The organism is Campylobacter sp. TJR-1 (assembly GCF_032840035.1).
In the GTDB taxonomy this organism is placed as follows: Bacteria; Campylobacterota; Campylobacteria; order Campylobacterales; family Campylobacteraceae; genus Campylobacter; species Campylobacter fetus.
The window spans coordinates 161,076-177,114 of record NZ_JAWIZX010000004.1 but is presented as its reverse complement, the minus strand read 5'-3'; the positions used below and the strand labels follow the sequence as shown (position 1 = coordinate 177,114).

20 protein-coding genes and 1 pseudogene are annotated in these 16,039 nt (G+C 33.9%); 18 read left to right on the top strand and 3 right to left on the bottom strand.

Annotated features, from left to right (window positions below):
• Position 1: 1 nt before the first annotated feature.
• From exbB to purF, 18 genes and pseudogenes are all read left to right on the top strand, one after another.
• Positions 2–431 (top strand): annotated as a pseudogene (gene exbB, locus RVY88_RS05655) (TonB-system energizer ExbB).
• 47 nt (positions 432–478) lie between these two features.
• Positions 479–808 carry a biopolymer transporter ExbD gene (locus RVY88_RS05650; protein ID WP_238389003.1) on the top strand — a complete coding sequence of 110 codons (330 nt, stop codon included), beginning with the start codon at positions 479–481 and terminating at the stop codon, positions 806–808.
• Complete coding sequence (locus RVY88_RS05645; RefSeq protein WP_202930960.1) at positions 774–1,568, top strand: energy transducer TonB; 795 nt, start codon at positions 774–776, stop codon at positions 1,566–1,568. The genes RVY88_RS05650 and RVY88_RS05645 overlap by 35 nt, the downstream gene beginning before the upstream one ends.
• Positions 1,569–1,749: 181 nt before the next feature.
• A complete protein-coding gene (locus RVY88_RS05640) occupies positions 1,750–2,964 on the top strand; it encodes a saccharopine dehydrogenase family protein (RefSeq protein WP_162167082.1) in 1,215 nt (404 codons plus the stop codon).
• The gene (locus RVY88_RS05635) at positions 2,961–3,221 is read left to right on the top strand and encodes a hypothetical protein (RefSeq protein WP_038452781.1); all 261 of its coding nucleotides are present in this window, start codon (positions 2,961–2,963) and stop codon (positions 3,219–3,221) included. The genes RVY88_RS05640 and RVY88_RS05635 overlap by 4 nt, the downstream gene beginning before the upstream one ends.
• 60 nt (positions 3,222–3,281) lie before the next feature.
• Entirely contained in the window at positions 3,282–3,482 is a 201-nt protein-coding gene (gene rpmE / locus RVY88_RS05630; protein WP_002848387.1) for a 50S ribosomal protein L31, read from the top strand.
• A gap of 4 nt (positions 3,483–3,486) precedes the next feature.
• Positions 3,487–4,302 carry a 16S rRNA (cytidine(1402)-2'-O)-methyltransferase gene (gene rsmI, locus RVY88_RS05625; protein ID WP_011731765.1) on the top strand — a complete coding sequence of 272 codons (816 nt, stop codon included), beginning with the start codon at positions 3,487–3,489 and terminating at the stop codon, positions 4,300–4,302.
• Between the two features lie 36 nt (positions 4,303–4,338).
• Positions 4,339–5,019, top strand: a complete 681-nt coding sequence (gene rlmB / locus RVY88_RS05620) for a 23S rRNA (guanosine(2251)-2'-O)-methyltransferase RlmB (protein WP_002848390.1) — start codon at positions 4,339–4,341, stop codon at positions 5,017–5,019.
• The gene (locus RVY88_RS05615) at positions 5,012–5,938 is read left to right on the top strand and encodes a hypothetical protein (protein ID WP_167497331.1); all 927 of its coding nucleotides are present in this window, start codon (positions 5,012–5,014) and stop codon (positions 5,936–5,938) included. The genes rlmB and RVY88_RS05615 overlap by 8 nt, the downstream gene beginning before the upstream one ends.
• Positions 5,932–6,750 carry a hypothetical protein gene (locus tag RVY88_RS05610; protein ID WP_162167083.1) on the top strand — a complete coding sequence of 273 codons (819 nt, stop codon included), beginning with the start codon at positions 5,932–5,934 and terminating at the stop codon, positions 6,748–6,750. Before RVY88_RS05615 ends, RVY88_RS05610 begins: the two co-directional genes overlap by 7 nt.
• A 9-nt stretch (positions 6,751–6,759) precedes the next feature.
• A complete protein-coding gene (locus tag RVY88_RS05605; RefSeq protein ID WP_002848395.1) occupies positions 6,760–7,968 on the top strand; it encodes an LL-diaminopimelate aminotransferase in 1,209 nt (402 codons plus the stop codon).
• Positions 7,965–9,233 carry a homoserine dehydrogenase gene (locus RVY88_RS05600; protein ID WP_038452790.1) on the top strand — a complete coding sequence of 423 codons (1,269 nt, stop codon included), beginning with the start codon at positions 7,965–7,967 and terminating at the stop codon, positions 9,231–9,233. Before RVY88_RS05605 ends, RVY88_RS05600 begins: the two co-directional genes overlap by 4 nt.
• Position 9,234: 1 nt before the next feature.
• Positions 9,235–9,573: a YraN family protein gene (locus RVY88_RS05595; protein ID WP_002848396.1), complete on the top strand. Its 339-nt coding sequence runs from the start codon at positions 9,235–9,237 to the stop codon at positions 9,571–9,573.
• 72 nt (positions 9,574–9,645) lie between these two features.
• Positions 9,646–9,960, top strand: coding sequence for a thioredoxin (gene trxA, locus RVY88_RS05590; RefSeq protein ID WP_162167084.1), 315 nt, complete (start codon positions 9,646–9,648; stop codon positions 9,958–9,960).
• 117 nt (positions 9,961–10,077) lie between these two features.
• Positions 10,078–11,022 (top strand): thioredoxin-disulfide reductase, encoded by a 945-nt coding sequence (trxB, locus tag RVY88_RS05585; RefSeq protein ID WP_002848401.1) that lies wholly within the window; start codon positions 10,078–10,080, stop codon positions 11,020–11,022.
• Positions 11,023–11,113: 91 nt separating this feature from the next.
• Entirely contained in the window at positions 11,114–11,893 is a 780-nt protein-coding gene (locus RVY88_RS05580; protein ID WP_144685819.1) for a complement resistance protein TraT, read from the top strand.
• A 194-nt stretch (positions 11,894–12,087) separates the two neighbouring features.
• Positions 12,088–12,852 carry a 4-hydroxy-tetrahydrodipicolinate reductase gene (dapB, locus tag RVY88_RS05575; protein ID WP_162167113.1) on the top strand — a complete coding sequence of 255 codons (765 nt, stop codon included), beginning with the start codon at positions 12,088–12,090 and terminating at the stop codon, positions 12,850–12,852.
• Between the two features lies 1 nt (position 12,853).
• Positions 12,854–14,194 (top strand): amidophosphoribosyltransferase, encoded by a 1,341-nt coding sequence (gene purF, locus RVY88_RS05570; protein WP_002848409.1) that lies wholly within the window; start codon positions 12,854–12,856, stop codon positions 14,192–14,194.
• A 58-nt stretch (positions 14,195–14,252) separates the two neighbouring features.
• Here the strand turns inward: purF and RVY88_RS05565 are convergent, their stop codons facing one another.
• The 3 genes from RVY88_RS05565 to hisIE are packed head-to-tail and all read right to left on the bottom strand — an operon-like array spanning position 14,253 to position 16,034.
• Entirely contained in the window at positions 14,253–14,786 is a 534-nt protein-coding gene (locus RVY88_RS05565) for a DUF2393 family protein (protein WP_065843686.1), read from the bottom strand.
• Positions 14,786–15,319 carry a DUF2393 family protein gene (locus RVY88_RS05560; protein ID WP_162167085.1) on the bottom strand — a complete coding sequence of 178 codons (534 nt, stop codon included), beginning with the start codon at positions 15,317–15,319 and terminating at the stop codon, positions 14,786–14,788. Before RVY88_RS05560 ends, RVY88_RS05565 begins: the two co-directional genes overlap by 1 nt.
• Positions 15,303–16,034 (bottom strand): bifunctional phosphoribosyl-AMP cyclohydrolase/phosphoribosyl-ATP diphosphatase HisIE, encoded by a 732-nt coding sequence (hisIE, locus tag RVY88_RS05555; RefSeq protein ID WP_011731769.1) that lies wholly within the window; start codon positions 16,032–16,034, stop codon positions 15,303–15,305. The genes RVY88_RS05560 and hisIE overlap by 17 nt, the downstream gene beginning before the upstream one ends.
• Between the last annotated feature and the right edge of the window lie 5 nt (positions 16,035–16,039).

Sequence of the window (16,039 nt, the reverse complement as noted above, 5' to 3'; positions counted from 1 at the left end):
TATGGAGATAGTTCTGTTTTTAAAGCAAAATATTGATTATATTATTATGGGAATTTTGGGTTTTATGAGTTTTTTTTGCGCTATATTTTACCATTAAAAGAGCTCTTTTTTATAGCTTTGTGGATATAGAACATTTTAAAAGCATTAAATCACTTGAGATGGCGCTTACTAAAAACTTAACTTTTTTATACGTGATATACTCAAACGCTCCTTACGTAGGGCTTTTGGGAACAGTTTGCGGGATCATGATAACGTTTTACGATATGGGCGCTTCAGGTAATATAAATGCAAATACTATAATGATGGGACTCTCTTTAGCTCTCAAAGCTACAGCTCTTGGTATTGCCGTGGCTATACCGACTTTGGCGATATATAATTTATTAAATAGAAAAGTAGATATTTTGCTCGCTAAATTTGAGGAAACACTTTGAGGCTTCCTAAAAATGACAGTTTAAATATAGTTCCGTTTATAGATATTATGCTGGTACTACTTTGCATAGTGCTTAGTATATCAACGTTTATAGCTAGTGGACATTTAAAACTAAGTTTGCCAAATGCGAATTCTAGCATGGAAAATATGAAAAAAAGTAGAACCGTTATAATCGTAGATGATCAAAATAACTTATATTTTAATGATATATTAGTAGATAAAGAAGCTTTAAGAAGCGAAATATTTAAACTAGGAAATAGTGAATTGATAGAGATAAAAAGTGATAAAGAGAGTAAATTTGAGACTTTCGTGTGGATCATAGATATATTAAAAGAGAAAAATCATGAAAATTTTTCCATCGTCACAAAAAACAATTAGTATAAATTTGATAGCGTTTTTGATATCGACCGCTTTGCATGTTTGCGCTTTTGCTTACGCGCTAAATTTAGATATTAAATTACCAAAAGAGCAATCAGAACAGAGTTTTAAACTGCCGTTGGCTAAATTTGAAACTCCGATTAACAGTGTAAAAACAGAAGAAGCAAGAGAGCCCCAACAGCCTAAAAAAGAGCAGAAAAAACAGATAATAGATGAAGCGAAACCAAAAAATGAGATAGTAAAAAAACCGCTTCCAAAGCCAAAAAAAGTAGAAAAAAAGCAGATATCAAAAGAAAATACTAAAGCGCCCAACCAGTATATTAAAAATCAAACGTACGAAAAAATTCCGCTTGAAATTCCGTTAAATTCAAATAACATTGATACAAATCAGACTCAAAGTATAAAAAGCAGCAGTTTGACAAAAAGCAGCTCAGAAAACAGTAGTCTTAAATCAGGCGAAAACAGTTCAAATATAGTCTATTTAAAAAGCAATGACGAGCTATTCATAAAGATCAAAAATGAGATTATCAAAAACGTAATTTATCCAAAAGTTGCAAAAAGGCTAGGATATCAAGGCGTAGTAAAAGTGGAGTTTATCTTAGATAAAAACGGCTTAAAAAGCTATGGATTGAAAAGTGAAAGTTCTTTTAATTCGCTAAATGAGGCGGCTATTCAAGCTTTGAAAAAAGCAAGTTCAAATTTCCCGAATGTAGATAAAGAGTATCAAATTTCGCTTGATATCGCTTTTAAAATCAAGTAAATTATAATATAAATTTTAAAAATTAAATTATAATGAAGATAGTCTAATTGATAATTTTTTTTGATTAAATATTATTGCTTAAATTTACTTATAACTTAAATTTATTGTAAAGTAAAAACGATATATTAACATTTTATCAAATTTCAAGTATAATTCATAAAAAATTTATCAAAGGATACAGATGAGCCATATTCTTATAATCGGAGCCGGAGGAGTTAGTCGAGCGGCGACCGTAAAATGTGCTATGAATAGTGAAATTTTTACAAAAATAACTTTAGCAAGCAGGACAAAGAGTAAATGCGATAAAATAGCTAAATTTATAAAAGATCGTTTAAATGTGACCGTAAATACAGCTCAGATCGACGCTGATGATACAAATGCAGTCGTAAATTTGATAAAAGATATAAAAGCGGATTTGTTGTTAAATGTTGCGCTTCCTTATCAGGATCTTACTATTATGGATGCTTGCGCGGAGGCCGGAATTCCATACATCGATACTGCAAATTACGAACATCCAGATACCGCTAAGTTTGAGTACAAGTTGCAATGGGCAAAAGATGGCGATTTTAAAAAATCAAATACTATGGCTCTTCTTGGCAGCGGATTTGACCCGGGTGTGACAAATGTGTATTGTGCGTATGCAAATCAGTATATTTTTGATGAAATACACGAGATCGATATTTTAGATTGCAATGCCGGAGATCACGGATACGCATTTGCTACAAATTTTAACCCTGAGATAAATTTACGCGAAGTAAGCGCAAAGGGCAGATACTGGGAGAATGGTAAATGGATACAAACCGATCCTATGGAGATAATGTTTAAATGGGACTATCCAAAAGTCGGCGTAAAAGATAGTTATCTGCTTTATCACGAAGAGCTTGAGAGTTTAGTAAAAAATATACCTACACTGAAAAGAATTCGCTTTTTTATGACGTTTGGACAAAGTTATTTAACTCATATGAAATGTCTTGAAAATGTAGGAATGCTTCGCATAGACGAAGTAGAGCATAACGGCGTAAAAATTGTACCTATACAGTTTTTAAAGACGCTTTTACCAGATCCTGCTGGACTTGGAGAGAGAACAAAAGGCAAAACAAATATAGGCTGCGTGATAACCGGGGTAAAAGACGCAGTAGAAAAAAAGATCTACATATACAACATATGTGATCACGAAGAGTGTTTCAAAGAGACCGGAGTAGGTGCCGTGAGTTACACTACAGGAGTTCCTGCGATGATAGGAAGTATGATGGTTGCGCGTGGAATTTGGAGTGGTAAAGGTGTGTTTAATATGGAAAATTTCGATTCAAAACCATTTATGGACGAATTAAATAAGCAAGGACTTCCGTGGGAGATCATAGAAATGAAACCGAATGAAACTAGAGTTATAAAATGAAAAGAATTGTTATTTTTCTTGTTTTTTGCACTGCTGTTTTTGCCGAGAATTTAAAAGTTAATTTTATAAGTGAGGATGGGCTAAAGCTTACTATAAATAACAGAGACTATTTGGCTTTGAGCTTACCGTGTAAAGGCTGGAAAATAGGTGATGAACTTGAAATTTTAAGTGGCGATAAAGATGCAAGATGCTTGAACGCAGCGTATCTAAATTTACGCACCAGAACATCTTGCGAGCTGCTTTGCGATGCTAAGTAATTTGGTTTTAAGAATATTTAGTTATAATGCGAAGTTTTATAAAATTTAAAAGGACAAGCAATGAAAAAAGATATACATCCAGAGTATGTTGAATGCACAGTTACTTGCGCTTGTGGCAACACATTTACAAGCAAGTCAAATAAGTCAGAAATCAGAGTTGATATTTGCAGCGAGTGTCACCCATTTTTCACAGGTAGTGAAAAGATCGTAGATAGCGCAGGACGTGTTGATAAATTCAAGAAAAAATATAATATGAAATAAACCGTTGCTCTACTTTCTTCCAACCCCTATAGGGAATTTAGATGATATCTCAAAGAGATGCCTGGACGTCTTAGAACTTTGTGAAATCATCATCTGCGAAGATACTAGAGTAACAAAATCTCTTATAACTCTTTTGAATGCAAAATTTGGCTTACAAATCAGCCCAAAAGAGTTTTACTCACTCCATACTCACAACGAAAAAGATTTTTTTGATAAATTTGATAAAGTTAGGCTTGAAACTAAAATTTGCATTTATGCTAGTGACGCAGGAATGCCTTGCATCAGTGATCCGGGAATTTCGCTAGTCAAATTTGCCCAGCAAAATAGTATAAAATACGAAGTTCTAAGCGGAGCAAACGCTCTTTTACTAGCAGCCGCAGCTAGCGGGATCATAGAAAAAGAATTCACTTTTTTAGGATTTTTGCCGAATTTAGGCAAAGAAAGAGCTATCGCTATCCAAAATGCGTTAAATTCGCTATATCCGGTGATTATATATGAGTCTCCAAAACGAATTTTAAGCCTTATAAAAAGCATATCTGAATTTGATCCTTTAAGGGAAGTTTTTATTATCAAAGAAGCGACTAAAAAATTTGAAGCTAAATTTAAAAATAGTGCTACAAATTTACTCACTCAGCTTGAAAACTCAAATTTAAACGGAGAGTGGTGTGTTGTGATCGATCGTTCTGCAAATAAAGCATTAGAGCGTATCACTACAAAAGATATTATGGAGCTTGATCTGCCTTTAAAACAAAAAGCTAAGCTAATTTCTAAAATAACCGGTGAGAATGCAAAAAAAATATACCAAAATTTGATAACATAAGCTAAATTTTAACGGCTTTTGGGTATTATCAGGCGTATGATTATTTATGGAAAACAACTATTTTTACATTTGTTAGAAAAGCACAAAGAGAAGCTTATAAATATCTATCTTGCCAAAGATATCGAAAAAGATATCTTTAATAAAATTGTGAAAAGTGGAGTCAAAATCCACAAGGTAGATAACAAAAAAGCTCAAGCTTTAGCACGCGGGGGCAATCATCAAGGCTTTTTAGCCGAAGTTTGTGAGTTCGAGTTTGCTAGCTTAAATGAGATAAAAAAACAAGACTTCTTAGTCGTGCTATATGGATTAAGCGACGTAGGAAATATAGGAAGCATAGTTCGCACGACTTACGCTCTTGGCGGAGGCGGTGTTATAATGATATCTAAAAGTGCTTCCATGGAAGGTATCATAAGAGCTAGCAGTGCAGCGGCTTATGAGCTGCCTATAACGCTAGTTAGTGATGGACTAAGTCTTTTAAACGAGCTAAAACAGCTTGGATTTAAAATTTATGGCTCAGATGCTAAAGGTAAAAACCCTAGTGAGTGCAAATTTGGTAAAAAAACCGTACTTGTGATGGGCAGCGAAGGCGAGGGAATTCCTAGAAAAGCGCTTGAAAAATGCGATGAGAATTTAGGTATAAATATGCGCGAAGGCTGGGATAGTTTGAATGTTAGTGTGGCATTTGGAATATTATTTGATAGGATTATGAATGGCTAATGATATATTAAAAATCAAAGATATAGGCGTAAGAGAAGTTGCAAAGCAAACACACATAGAAGCAGAATATCTAGAGTATATGTGTGATAAAAATTTTGATAAGTTAAAAAAGCTAAATGTTTCTGGTTTTATAAAAATTTTAACAAGAGAGTATGGGTGGGATCTTTCTGATTGGTATGATGAGTTTAAGACTTACTGCTTTGAGCATTCAGGTGATGATGGCTGCACTTTTTGCGTAGCACCTAAAATTCCCGCTTATACATCAAAACCGGGCAGCAATTTTTGGACATGGACGCTTGTGCTGTTATTTGTTATTGTCGGGCTGATTTGGATTTTTGGATATACGAAATATTTTGATGATTTTTCATTTATATTTGACGATAAAAATAATAGCGTTTCATACTCAAATACAACGGTAGTAGAAACTGCAAAAGAGAGTTTAAAGATAGAAAGCAATATGACAATTCCTTTTGTCAGTTTGCAAGATGAAAATGTAACTGATTCGAATTTGTCTGATGAAAATGAGTCTTTATTTAGCTCATCTATGACACAAAGCAGTGAAAATGATCAGATAGATAGCTTGATACCTGTTTTAAATTTACAGCAAAATAGTGCAGAACAAAACGTACCTAAGGGTGGTTTGATCGCTAAAATTATACCAAAAAAGACAATCTGGATAGGTGTAAAAAGTCTTGATGGAACATATAAAAGATCATTTAGCACAAAAGATCCGGTTGATATAAATTTAAGTTTGAATTCGCTTGTATTAACAGGTCATGGAGAATTAAATTTAGAACAAAACGATAAAAACACAACATTTAAATCAAAAAATGCACTTAGATTTTTAGTAGAAAATGGAAGTTTAAAGCAGATAGATTATGATGAATACGTAAAGTTAAATAAGGGAAAAGAGTGGTAAAATCATTTTTTGCTTTTTTGCTTTTTGCGTCCATATGCTTTGGATATGATTTAAACTCAAATTTAAAAAGCATAGTTGGAGATCAGGTATATAATGCAAACCGGCAAAAAATTAAAAGTTTATTTATAAATGAAGCCGAGTTTTTAGATACAAACCTAAATTTGAATTACGATAAGATAACAAACATACTTAGGACAAATTCCTTTTTAAATTTAAGCTATGCATCGCCTGTTTATATGGATATTAGTTTTGTTAGCTCATCTTCTCCTACTCTTGTACTAAAAGCGATATCTCAGAGTTTAAATAATCTTGGCTATAACTATTTTTTAACCAAAAGCCTAGATACTTGGGATTCTGGTATGGTATGGAGTATATCTATAAATACGCAATTTATGCTAAATCCTGGAAGTTTTTATAAAGAGCTTTTATCAAACAATATATTTATAAAAAATATAAAAAAAACAGGTCAATTTGCTTATTTTTACGAAATAGATGCTAGCAGAGCTATGCTAAAAACTTTAACTTATGAGAGTGATACCGAAGTACAGCTTTCAAAGCCTTTGGAGCCGTATTTTTTAAATGTAAGTGGTAAAAGCAGCATAGAGATAAAATCTAGATCAAATGATAGCTGGATAGCATTAGTGAAAATTTTAGATAAAAACTTAAAGCTTATTAGTCAAGTAAAGTCAGATAAAAAAGAAAAAGAAATATACTTAAATTTTCCTGATGAGGCGTTTTATCTAATTATTGATGATGTTTTTAGCTTAGAAAATATAAAGCACGGTTTAACAATTTATATAAAATCAAATTAAGGAGTTATTATGTTTGACGAGATACGTTTTAATACTATTGAGAGATTACCAAACTACGCCTTTGCCGAAGTAAATGCTATAAAAATGGCTGCAAGAAGAGACGGAGCTGATATAATAGATTTTTCTATGGGAAATCCAGATGGCAGAACGCCGGCACACATCATAGATAAGCTTTGTGAGAGCGCTCAAAAAGATAAAACTCATGGATATAGCGTAAGTCAGGGTATATATAAACTCCGTTTAGCTATCTGTAATTGGTATAAAAGAAAATATGGAGTAGTATTAGATCCAGAAACTGAAGCAGTCGCTACTATGGGTAGCAAAGAGGGTTTTGTGCATTTAACTCAAGCTATAGTAAATCCAGGAGACGTTGCGATCGTTCCAGATCCTGCTTATCCTATACATACTCAAGCATTTATTATAGCTGGTGGAAATGTCGCCAAAATGCCGCTTAGCTATAATTCCGAATTTGAACTAGATGAGAATAAATTTTTTGAAAATTTACAAAGAACTATAGATGAAAGTATTCCACGACCAAAATATATAGTAGTAAATTTCCCCCATAATCCAACAACGGTGACTTGTCAAAAAAGTTTTTATGAGCGTTTAGTAGATATGGCAAAGAAGGAGAGATTTTATATAATAAGCGATATAGCTTACGCCGAACTTACTTTTGATGGGTATAAAACTCCTAGTATTTTTGAGGTTGAAGGCGCAAAAGACGTTGCAGTAGAGTGCTATACGCTATCAAAATCATACAATATGGCAGGTTGGAGAGTCGGTTTTGTATGTGGAAATAAAAAATTAGTCGCCGCACTTAAAAAGATAAAATCATGGTTTGATTATGGTATGTTTACTCCTATTCAAGTAGCAGCGACTGTTGCTCTTGATGGTGATCAAAACTGCGTTGAGCAAATTCGCCAAACATATGAGAAAAGAAGAGATATATTGATAGATGCGTTTTGTTCTGCTGGATGGGAGATAGCAAAGCCAAGAGCTAGTATGTTTGCATGGGCAAAACTTCCTCATCAAGTAGGAAGCATAGGAAGCAAAGAGTTTGCAAAGCAGCTTCTAACAAAAGCTTGCGTAGCAGTTAGTCCTGGAGCCGGATTTGGTGCGCTTGGTGATGGATATGTAAGAATTGCATTTATAGAAAATGAAAATCGTATCCGTCAAGCAGCTAGAAATATAAAAAAATATTTAAAAGAATTTGAATGAGAGTAGCGATACTTGGATTAGGTACTGTTGGCAGCGAAGTTGCCAACGTATTAATAAATAATAGACGGTTGATAACAGCTAGATCGGGTGTTGAGATAACACCTGTTATAGGTGTTGTACGCGATATAAGTAAAAAAAGAGAGTCTAGTATACCTCTTAGCGATGATATACAAAGTGTTATAAATAGGGATGATATTGATGTTTTTGTGGAGCTTATGGGAGGCGTGGAAAAACCATATGATGTAGTAAGCAAAATCTTAAAGAAAAAAAAACCTGTCGTAACTGCAAATAAAGCTTTATTAGCTTATCATAGAAGTGAGCTTGAGATACTTGCCGGAGATACTCCATTTGGTTATGAAGCTAGCGTAGCTGGAGGTATTCCTATCATAAAAGCCTTAAGAGAGGGTTTAAGCGCAAACCATATAGAAAAAATCGTAGGCATTATGAACGGTACTAGCAACTATATACTTACAAATATGATGCAAAACGGCACTAAATTTAATGAAGCGTTAAAAAGAGCTCAAGAACTCGGCTACGCTGAAGCTGATCCGACATTTGATATAGGAGGATTTGACACGGCTCATAAGCTCCTTATACTTGCTAGTATAGCTTATTTGGTGCATGCAAAACCGCAAGATATACTCATAGAAGGCATAGGCGATATCACTAATGAAGATATATATTTTGCGAATGAATTCGAATATGTTATTAAATTATTAGCTATAGCAAAACGAAGAGAAGATAAAGTAGAACTTCGCGTTCATCCAGCTCTTATTAGAAAAGATAAAATGATAGCAAAAGTAGACGGAGTAATGAACGCCATTAGCGTTACTGGAGATGCTGTTGGAGAAAGTCTGTTTTATGGAGCCGGAGCCGGCGGAAGTGCTACTGCAAGTGCCGTTATAAGCGATCTTATAGATATAGCAAGAAACGTTAAAAATCCTATGCTTGGTTATAAAGCTCCGCTTGAGATAGCTCCGCTTGAGCTTATGAGTCCAAAAGATATTAGAACTAAGTATTATTTAAGATTAAAAGTAGCCGATGAGATAGGTGTTTTAGCTAAGATTACGGATCTAATGAGTAAAAATAATCTCTCTATAGATAGCTTTTTACAAAAACCAAGAGTCGATAAGAGTTGTGATAGTAGCACTTTGTATTTTACTACTCATACATGCTTAGAAGCAGATATGGTAAGAGTGGTAAATCTACTTGAAAATGAGAGTTTTATAAAAGATAAGCCATTTATGATCAGAATAGAAGAATAATTTGGGTCTAAAAGAGTATCTTTTTGGATTTAAAGGCGAGAATATGGCAGCTAAATATTTGGTATCGCAAGGTTTTGAAATATTAGAAAAAAACTTTCATTCTAAATTCGGAGAAATCGATATAATTGCAAAAAAGGATGATGTTCTCCATTTTGTAGAGGTAAAATCTACTAGTAAAGATTACGAAACTATATATAGAGTTACACAAAATAAAATTTATAAAATAATAAAAACTATTAACTTTTATATGCTAAAATACGATTTTGATTTGAATTACCAGATAGATATTATATGTATTGAACAAAATAAGGTTAAATTTATACAAAACGTTAGCTTTTAATTCACTATTGTCTTTTAATTTAAGCTTTTTAATGTATAATTTGACTAAATTTATTAAGGAGATGAGAAACAAATGGGTAAATATATAGAGCTTACTTCAGAAAATTTTAATGTTGCCAAAGAAGGCGTTGCATTAGTAGATTTTTGGGCTCCTTGGTGCGGACCTTGTAGAATGTTAGCTCCAGTTATTGATGAGCTTGCTGCTGAGTTTGATGGCAAGGCTAAAATTTGTAAAGTTAATACGGACGAGGCACAAGATTTAGCTGTTGAGTATGGCGTTCGTTCGATACCAACGCTACTATTTTTTAAAGATGGTCAAATAGTAGATCAAATGATCGGCGCGCAATCAAAAATGGCAATTGCTGATAAAATTAACTCGCTTTTATAATCCAAATGGGGTTTTACCCCATTATCTGTCTGTATATATTCAATCAAAAATTTAAAATTTATTTTTATGTGATTTATTATTTAATTTTATAGATATAAATTTATTTAGGAGCAAATTATGTTAGATGTAGCGATAATTGGAGGAGGTCCTGCCGGACTATCCGCAGGTTTGTATGCAACTCGCGGCGGTCTTAAAAATGTTGTGATGTTTGAAAAAGGAATGCCCGGAGGTCAGATAACAAGTAGTTCTGAGATGGAAAACTATCCCGGAGTCGCGACAGTTATGGATGGTCTTAGTTTTATGACTCCTTGGACTGAGCAATGTACTAGATTTGGTTTAAAACATGAAATGGCAAATGTTCAAAGAGTATCAAAAAACAGTGATGGAAGTTTTAGTATTTTTTTAGAAGGTAATAAAGTAGAAACCGCAAAAGCAGTTATAGTTTGCACCGGTTCAACGCCAAAAAGAGCTGGATTTAAAGGAGAAGACGAGTTTTTCGGTAAGGGAATTTCTACTTGTGCGACTTGTGATGGATTTTTTTATAAAAATAAAGAAGTTGCGGTTTTAGGTGGCGGGGATACAGCGCTTGAAGAGGCCGAATATCTAGCAAATATCTGTTCTAAGGTTTATTTGATACATAGAAGAGATAGTTTTAGAGCAGCTCCGATCACGGTAGAAAAAGTTAAAAAAAATCCAAAAATAGAGCTTATAACAAATGCGAGAGTAGATGAGGTTTATGGAGATAGCGTAGCTGGAGTAAAAGGGGTAAAAGTTAAGCTTCAAGATGGCTCAGTGCGTGATTTGGCAGTGCCTGGTATATTTACTTTTGTTGGTTTGGATGTTAGAAACGATGTTTTAAAAGATGAAAACGGCAATTTTATATGTGATACTTTATCAACAGGTCAAGTTAGGGTAAATTTAAAAATGCAAACAAATATTCCCGGTCTTTTTGCTGCTGGAGACTTAAGAGAAGATGCTCCAAAACAAGTTGTGTGTGCAGCTGCCGATGGTGCTACTGCAGCACTTTCAGCTATGAGCTATATAGAGAGCCTTCATTATTAAAGTCAGTTTTTACTGACTTTAATAAATTCATTTAAGCGATTTTTATAAACTTTTTTGTTATTATGCAATAAATTTATAAATAAGGTTTCATATGAAAATTTTAAGTTCAAAAACTATCTTAGGCAGTATTGCCGTGCTGCTTTTTTTAACAGGTTGTGCTACTACGAATTTGCAGACTAGCTCTAAAATGACTCAAAGTATATTTATAGATCCGGTTTCTAAAGACAAGAGACTTGTTTTTGTCAATATCAAAAACACAAGCGGTCATGATGTGAATTTGGAAAATAGAATCATACAAGGTTTGCAGTCTAAAGGTTATCAGATAGTAGATGATCCAGACGTTGCTACATATATACTTAGTACAAATGTATTATATTGCGATAAAAAATCAGAAAATAACGCTGCAGGCGGCGCTGTAGCTTTAGGAGCCACCGGAGCAGCTATAAGCGGATATAATAGCGGAGGGGCCGGTAGTATGATAGCTGCTGGTGCTGCTGGTGCTTTGGTTGGTGGAGTTTTAGGCAAGATTACCGAAGATACTATTTGGCAAATGCAAGTAGATATAAATATAAAACAAAAATCAAAAGGAACGGTTCTTAGCTCTACAGGAAGCGTGAGCGGACAAGCTTCAGTTAGCGATTCAAGTAAATCTGGATTTTTAAATTCGTTTGGCGGAAATATCAAAAATGATAATGCAAGCGGTTCGCTAAGAAGTAACCAAGTTGACACCTCTAGCCAAAGCTATGAAAGCGATTATATAGAGAAAAAGACAATTATATTTGCCGAAGCTACTAAAATGGGATTAGATTTGGCTGAAGCTACTCCTATATTAGAAGATAAAATTGCTTCTCAAATTGTTGGATTATTTTAATTTTTAAATTTAGACTCAAATAAGTTTTTATTTGAGCCTAGTTTTTTAAATTTAAAATATCAAATTTCGAATTATATTAATATCTCAAATCTTCACATTTACTCAAATTTCAATTTCAAATTTTCTATAACATAACCATTTTGTAATTAAAAATTTGATAAAATGAGAAAAAATTCAAACCAAAAAGGTGTATGATGATACGGATAGGAATTCACGGTGCAAGCGGTAAAATGGGATATGAGATAATTTCAAATTTAAAAAACAATGAACAAGCAATTTTAAGCGTTGCTTATACGATAGAACCTATGCCTTTCGATGTCGGTGATGCTATCGTTACAAATGATTTAAAAACACTTTTTGATAATAGCGATGTGATAATTGATTTTAGTATTAAAGATGGTGCTGTCAATTTAATAAACTATGCAAGAACAAACCCAAAACCTTTGATCATAGGTACAACCGGTCTGGGAAGCGAAGGTGATGAGCTCATAAAACTTGCTAGCTCTGTTATGCCTATACTTCAAGCTACAAATATGAGTTTAGGCGTAGCAGTGTTAAATAGACTTACTGAACTTGCAAGTAGAGTTTTAGATGGATTTGATATAGAGATAGTCGAGATGCATCATCGCCGTAAAGTAGATGCCCCAAGCGGCACGGCTCTTACACTAGCAACGCATGCCGCAAAAGCTAGAAACTTGACTTTAGATAGCGTAAGAGTTAGCGGTAGAGACGGGATGATAGGAGCTAGAATCAAAGACGAGATAGCTGTTATGTCCCTAAGAGGCGGCGATATAGTCGGTCGTCATACTGTAGGATTTTATAATGATGGGGAGTTTATCGAACTCAATCACACTGCTACATCTAGAGCTACATTTGCAAAAGGCGCTATAAAAGCTGCCATTTGGATAAAATCAAAAGAGCCTAAGCTTTACTCTATTTATGATTGTTTAGGACTATAAAATGTGTGCGATAGTAGGAATTATAAATTCAAAAGATGCCGCTAAGACTGCTTATTACGGTCTATTTTCTATGCAGCATCGCGGTCAAGAAGCAAGCGGAATCAGCGCTAGTAATAATCACAATATCAAAACCATTAAAAATCGCGGTTTAGTAACAGAAGTTTTTAATCATGATAGTTTTGAAGTTTTAAAAGGTGAAATGGCAATAGGTCACAATCGTTATTCAACCGCAGGAAGCGATAGCGTTTTGGATGCTCAGCCAGTTAGCGCAAAATACTCTTTGGGTCAGATTAGCATAGTGCATAACGGAAATTTGATAAATAAAAATGAAGTTAGAGAGAGGCTTGTCGAGGACGGTGCGATATTTCAGTCAAATATGGATACGGAAAATATTCTTCATCTTATTGCAAAAAGCAAAAAAGAGCATCTGCAAGATCGCATAGTTGAAGCCGTTCGTCAGATTATAGGAGCGTATTGTCTTCTTATACTGAGTCGTTCAAAGATGTTTGTTTTGCGCGATCCTTACGGCGTACGACCACTTAGTCTTGGGAGATTAAAAGATGGCGGATATATCGTAGCTAGCGAGACTTGTGCGTTTGATCTTGTAGGAGCAACTTTTATAAGAGACGTGAAGCCAGGAGAGATGCTTATATTTGAAGAAGGTAAAAGCGAGTTTAAAAGTATCCAGCTTTTTGGACAAGTCGATCCTAGAATTTGCGCTTTTGAGTATATATATTTTGCTAGACCAGATAGTGTCATAGACGGTAAAAATGTATATGACATAAGAAAAAAACTCGGCGAGACTTTGGCTAAAAAATCAAATATCAAAGCTGATTTTGTAGTTCCGGTGCCAGATTCTGGAGTTCCCGCGGCGCTTGGATATTCTCAGTTTAGCAAAATACCGTTTGAGATGGCTATAGTGAGAAATCACTATGTGGGTCGTACATTTATAGAGCCTACTCAAGAGATGAGAAATTTAAAAGTTAAGCTGAAATTAAACCCTATGAGTTCTGTTTTAAATGGGAAAAGCGTTGTTGTCATCGATGATAGTATAGTAAGAGGAACTACTAGTAAAAAAATTGTTGAGCTTTTAAGGCATGCCGGAGTAAAAGAGATTCATATGAAAATAGCTGCTCCAGAAATCAAACATCCTTGTAGATACGGTATCGATACGCCAAGTTACGCTGAGCTTATAAGTGCAAATATGAACGTAGAAGAGGTGCGTAAGTTTATAGGCGCTGATAGTCTTGAGTTTCTTAGTATCGATGAGCTTACTAGCAGCCTTGGCAATGAGCGAAAATATTCTCTCGTGAGCTTTGATGGTGATTATTTTATAAAATAAATTTATTTAAAACCAGAGTTTCAAAGCCTGGTTTTATGTGATTTTATCTTGCTGATTATCAGTGGCAAGATAAAGTATGATATACACTTGGACTTCTAAAATGCGCCGGATAATTCATAGAAACGCTAAATGCTCTAGTTTCACCTGCTTTTAAACCATGTCCGATTGTGAAGCTAGCATTTTGTGTGCTGGATTGAGTATCTTTTCTTTTAAATATTTCAAAAAATCCTCTTGTTTGAAATATAGTAGGATCAAGCTTTCCTTTTTCAACAGGAGAATTAACAAGTCTTATATTAAATTTGCAATTAGTGATCGTATGTGAACCCGTGTTTTGGATAGTGCCCGTAAATACTATACTTTCATTGATGAGTACTCTGTTTTGGTCTAATTGGATTATTCTGGCTATTTTTGTATATTCGTCTATTATAAGCATTGCAAGTATGCTAACAGAGGTCATGACAAATATATTTAGCAGCACCATACTTAGCACTACTGAAACCTTTTTTTCTTTTATGGACAGAAATAAAAAAGCTAAAAATAGTATAAATATAATCACTAGTGCGATTATGTGATAAATAGTAAAATAACCCATCAAAAACACTCCGAAGTCACAGTTGTATTATAATCAGTCGGTCTAAAGTCATTTATGACAAGCCTTAAGTTTTTGGTTTGACCTATATTTACTCCATCTTCTATCACGCTATTTTTTTTGTAAAATGGCTTAAGAGAATTTATGTAGTTTTTAAATTTATTAGGCGCTACTTTGTAAAACTTCAAATTTACATTGCAATATTTAAACGCTTTATTTGACTTGTTAGTCAAATTCAGATCGACTATCATTGTATCTGAGTAGTTTAGCTGTTTTATATCACTTATCATAATCTCTCTCTTTCTTAAAGTTCCATCTATAAATTTATGCGTATAGAATATACCAAGAAATACAAATACTATATCGGCTATAAGTAGGATTGAGGCAAGACCTGGGCGCTTAAAAATGAGTATTATAACAAGAAAAAGCACCACTAAAAACACTAATAAAACCCAAATTATCGCAAAATAATCGATAAAACCGAAATGCGATATATAAAATTTAATACCTTGTTTTATGCTATCTAGAGCGAGCATTTTTCTCCTCAATACCGCTTATTCCTTCGCGTCTTTTCAGCTCATCTAAAACTCTAGCCGGATGTATATCAAAATCAGCTAAAGCGACTATAAGATGAAATAAAATATCTGCTGCTTCATATACTACGTCGTAATCTGGTTTGCCATCTATATGTTCGCCGAAACTCTCTTTGTTTAGATCTGCATATTTTTTAAATTTAGAAAGATCTTTGATAGCAAAACTGAACTCTCCGGCTTCCTCGCATATTTTTTTTAAGTAACTATTTTCACCTTTTTGATATAGTTTAGATATATACGAGTTCTCGCTCCTATTTAATTTTCTATCAAGAGCTATATGATAAAGATGATCTAAAATATCGTATTTATAGGTTTTTTGATTGTTATTTAAATTTGCTTTGTTGGCTGAAATTTCATTAAAAAAACAAGATTTTGCTCCGGTATGACAAGCATTGTCGCCTATTTGTTTGACTTTAATAAGAAGCGCGTCGTTATCGCAATCAAGAGCCATAAATTTAATAATCTGAAAATTTCCGCTCTCTTCACCTTTTTTCCAGATTCTATTTTTTGTGCGTGAAAAGTAGTGAGCAAAACCAGTTTCTATACTAAGATTAAGTGCTGCTTCATTCATATAAGCCATCATAAGAACTTCATTTGAGCTATACTCTTGTACACTTACTGGTAAAAGTCCAGCTACTTTATCCCAATTCACACACATATTTT

What these genes read in the sequence shown, in the direction of transcription:
- RVY88_RS05650 (WP_238389003.1), top strand. Translation starts at nt 479, where the DNA reads ATGCTGGTACTACTTTGCATAGTGCTTAGTATATCAACGTTTATAGCT.
- RVY88_RS05645 (WP_202930960.1), top strand. Translation starts at nt 774, where the DNA reads ATGAAAATTTTTCCATCGTCACAAAAAACAATTAGTATAAATTTGATA.
- RVY88_RS05640 (WP_162167082.1), top strand. Translation starts at nt 1,750, where the DNA reads ATGAGCCATATTCTTATAATCGGAGCCGGAGGAGTTAGTCGAGCGGCG.
- RVY88_RS05635 (WP_038452781.1), top strand. Translation starts at nt 2,961, where the DNA reads ATGAAAAGAATTGTTATTTTTCTTGTTTTTTGCACTGCTGTTTTTGCC.
- rpmE (WP_002848387.1), top strand. Translation starts at nt 3,282, where the DNA reads ATGAAAAAAGATATACATCCAGAGTATGTTGAATGCACAGTTACTTGC.
- rlmB (WP_002848390.1), top strand. Translation starts at nt 4,339, where the DNA reads ATGATTATTTATGGAAAACAACTATTTTTACATTTGTTAGAAAAGCAC.
- RVY88_RS05615 (WP_167497331.1), top strand. Translation starts at nt 5,012, where the DNA reads ATGGCTAATGATATATTAAAAATCAAAGATATAGGCGTAAGAGAAGTT.
- RVY88_RS05605 (WP_002848395.1), top strand. Translation starts at nt 6,760, where the DNA reads ATGTTTGACGAGATACGTTTTAATACTATTGAGAGATTACCAAACTAC.
- RVY88_RS05600 (WP_038452790.1), top strand. Translation starts at nt 7,965, where the DNA reads ATGAGAGTAGCGATACTTGGATTAGGTACTGTTGGCAGCGAAGTTGCC.
- trxA (WP_162167084.1), top strand. Translation starts at nt 9,646, where the DNA reads ATGGGTAAATATATAGAGCTTACTTCAGAAAATTTTAATGTTGCCAAA.
- trxB (WP_002848401.1), top strand. Translation starts at nt 10,078, where the DNA reads ATGTTAGATGTAGCGATAATTGGAGGAGGTCCTGCCGGACTATCCGCA.
- RVY88_RS05580 (WP_144685819.1), top strand. Translation starts at nt 11,114, where the DNA reads ATGAAAATTTTAAGTTCAAAAACTATCTTAGGCAGTATTGCCGTGCTG.
- dapB (WP_162167113.1), top strand. Translation starts at nt 12,088, where the DNA reads ATGATACGGATAGGAATTCACGGTGCAAGCGGTAAAATGGGATATGAG.
- purF (WP_002848409.1), top strand. Translation starts at nt 12,854, where the DNA reads ATGTGTGCGATAGTAGGAATTATAAATTCAAAAGATGCCGCTAAGACT.
- RVY88_RS05565 (WP_065843686.1), bottom strand. Translation starts at nt 14,786, where the DNA reads ATGGGTTATTTTACTATTTATCACATAATCGCACTAGTGATTATATTT.
- RVY88_RS05560 (WP_162167085.1), bottom strand. Translation starts at nt 15,319, where the DNA reads ATGCTCGCTCTAGATAGCATAAAACAAGGTATTAAATTTTATATATCG.
- hisIE (WP_011731769.1), bottom strand. Translation starts at nt 16,034, where the DNA reads ATGTGTGTGAATTGGGATAAAGTAGCTGGACTTTTACCAGTAAGTGTA.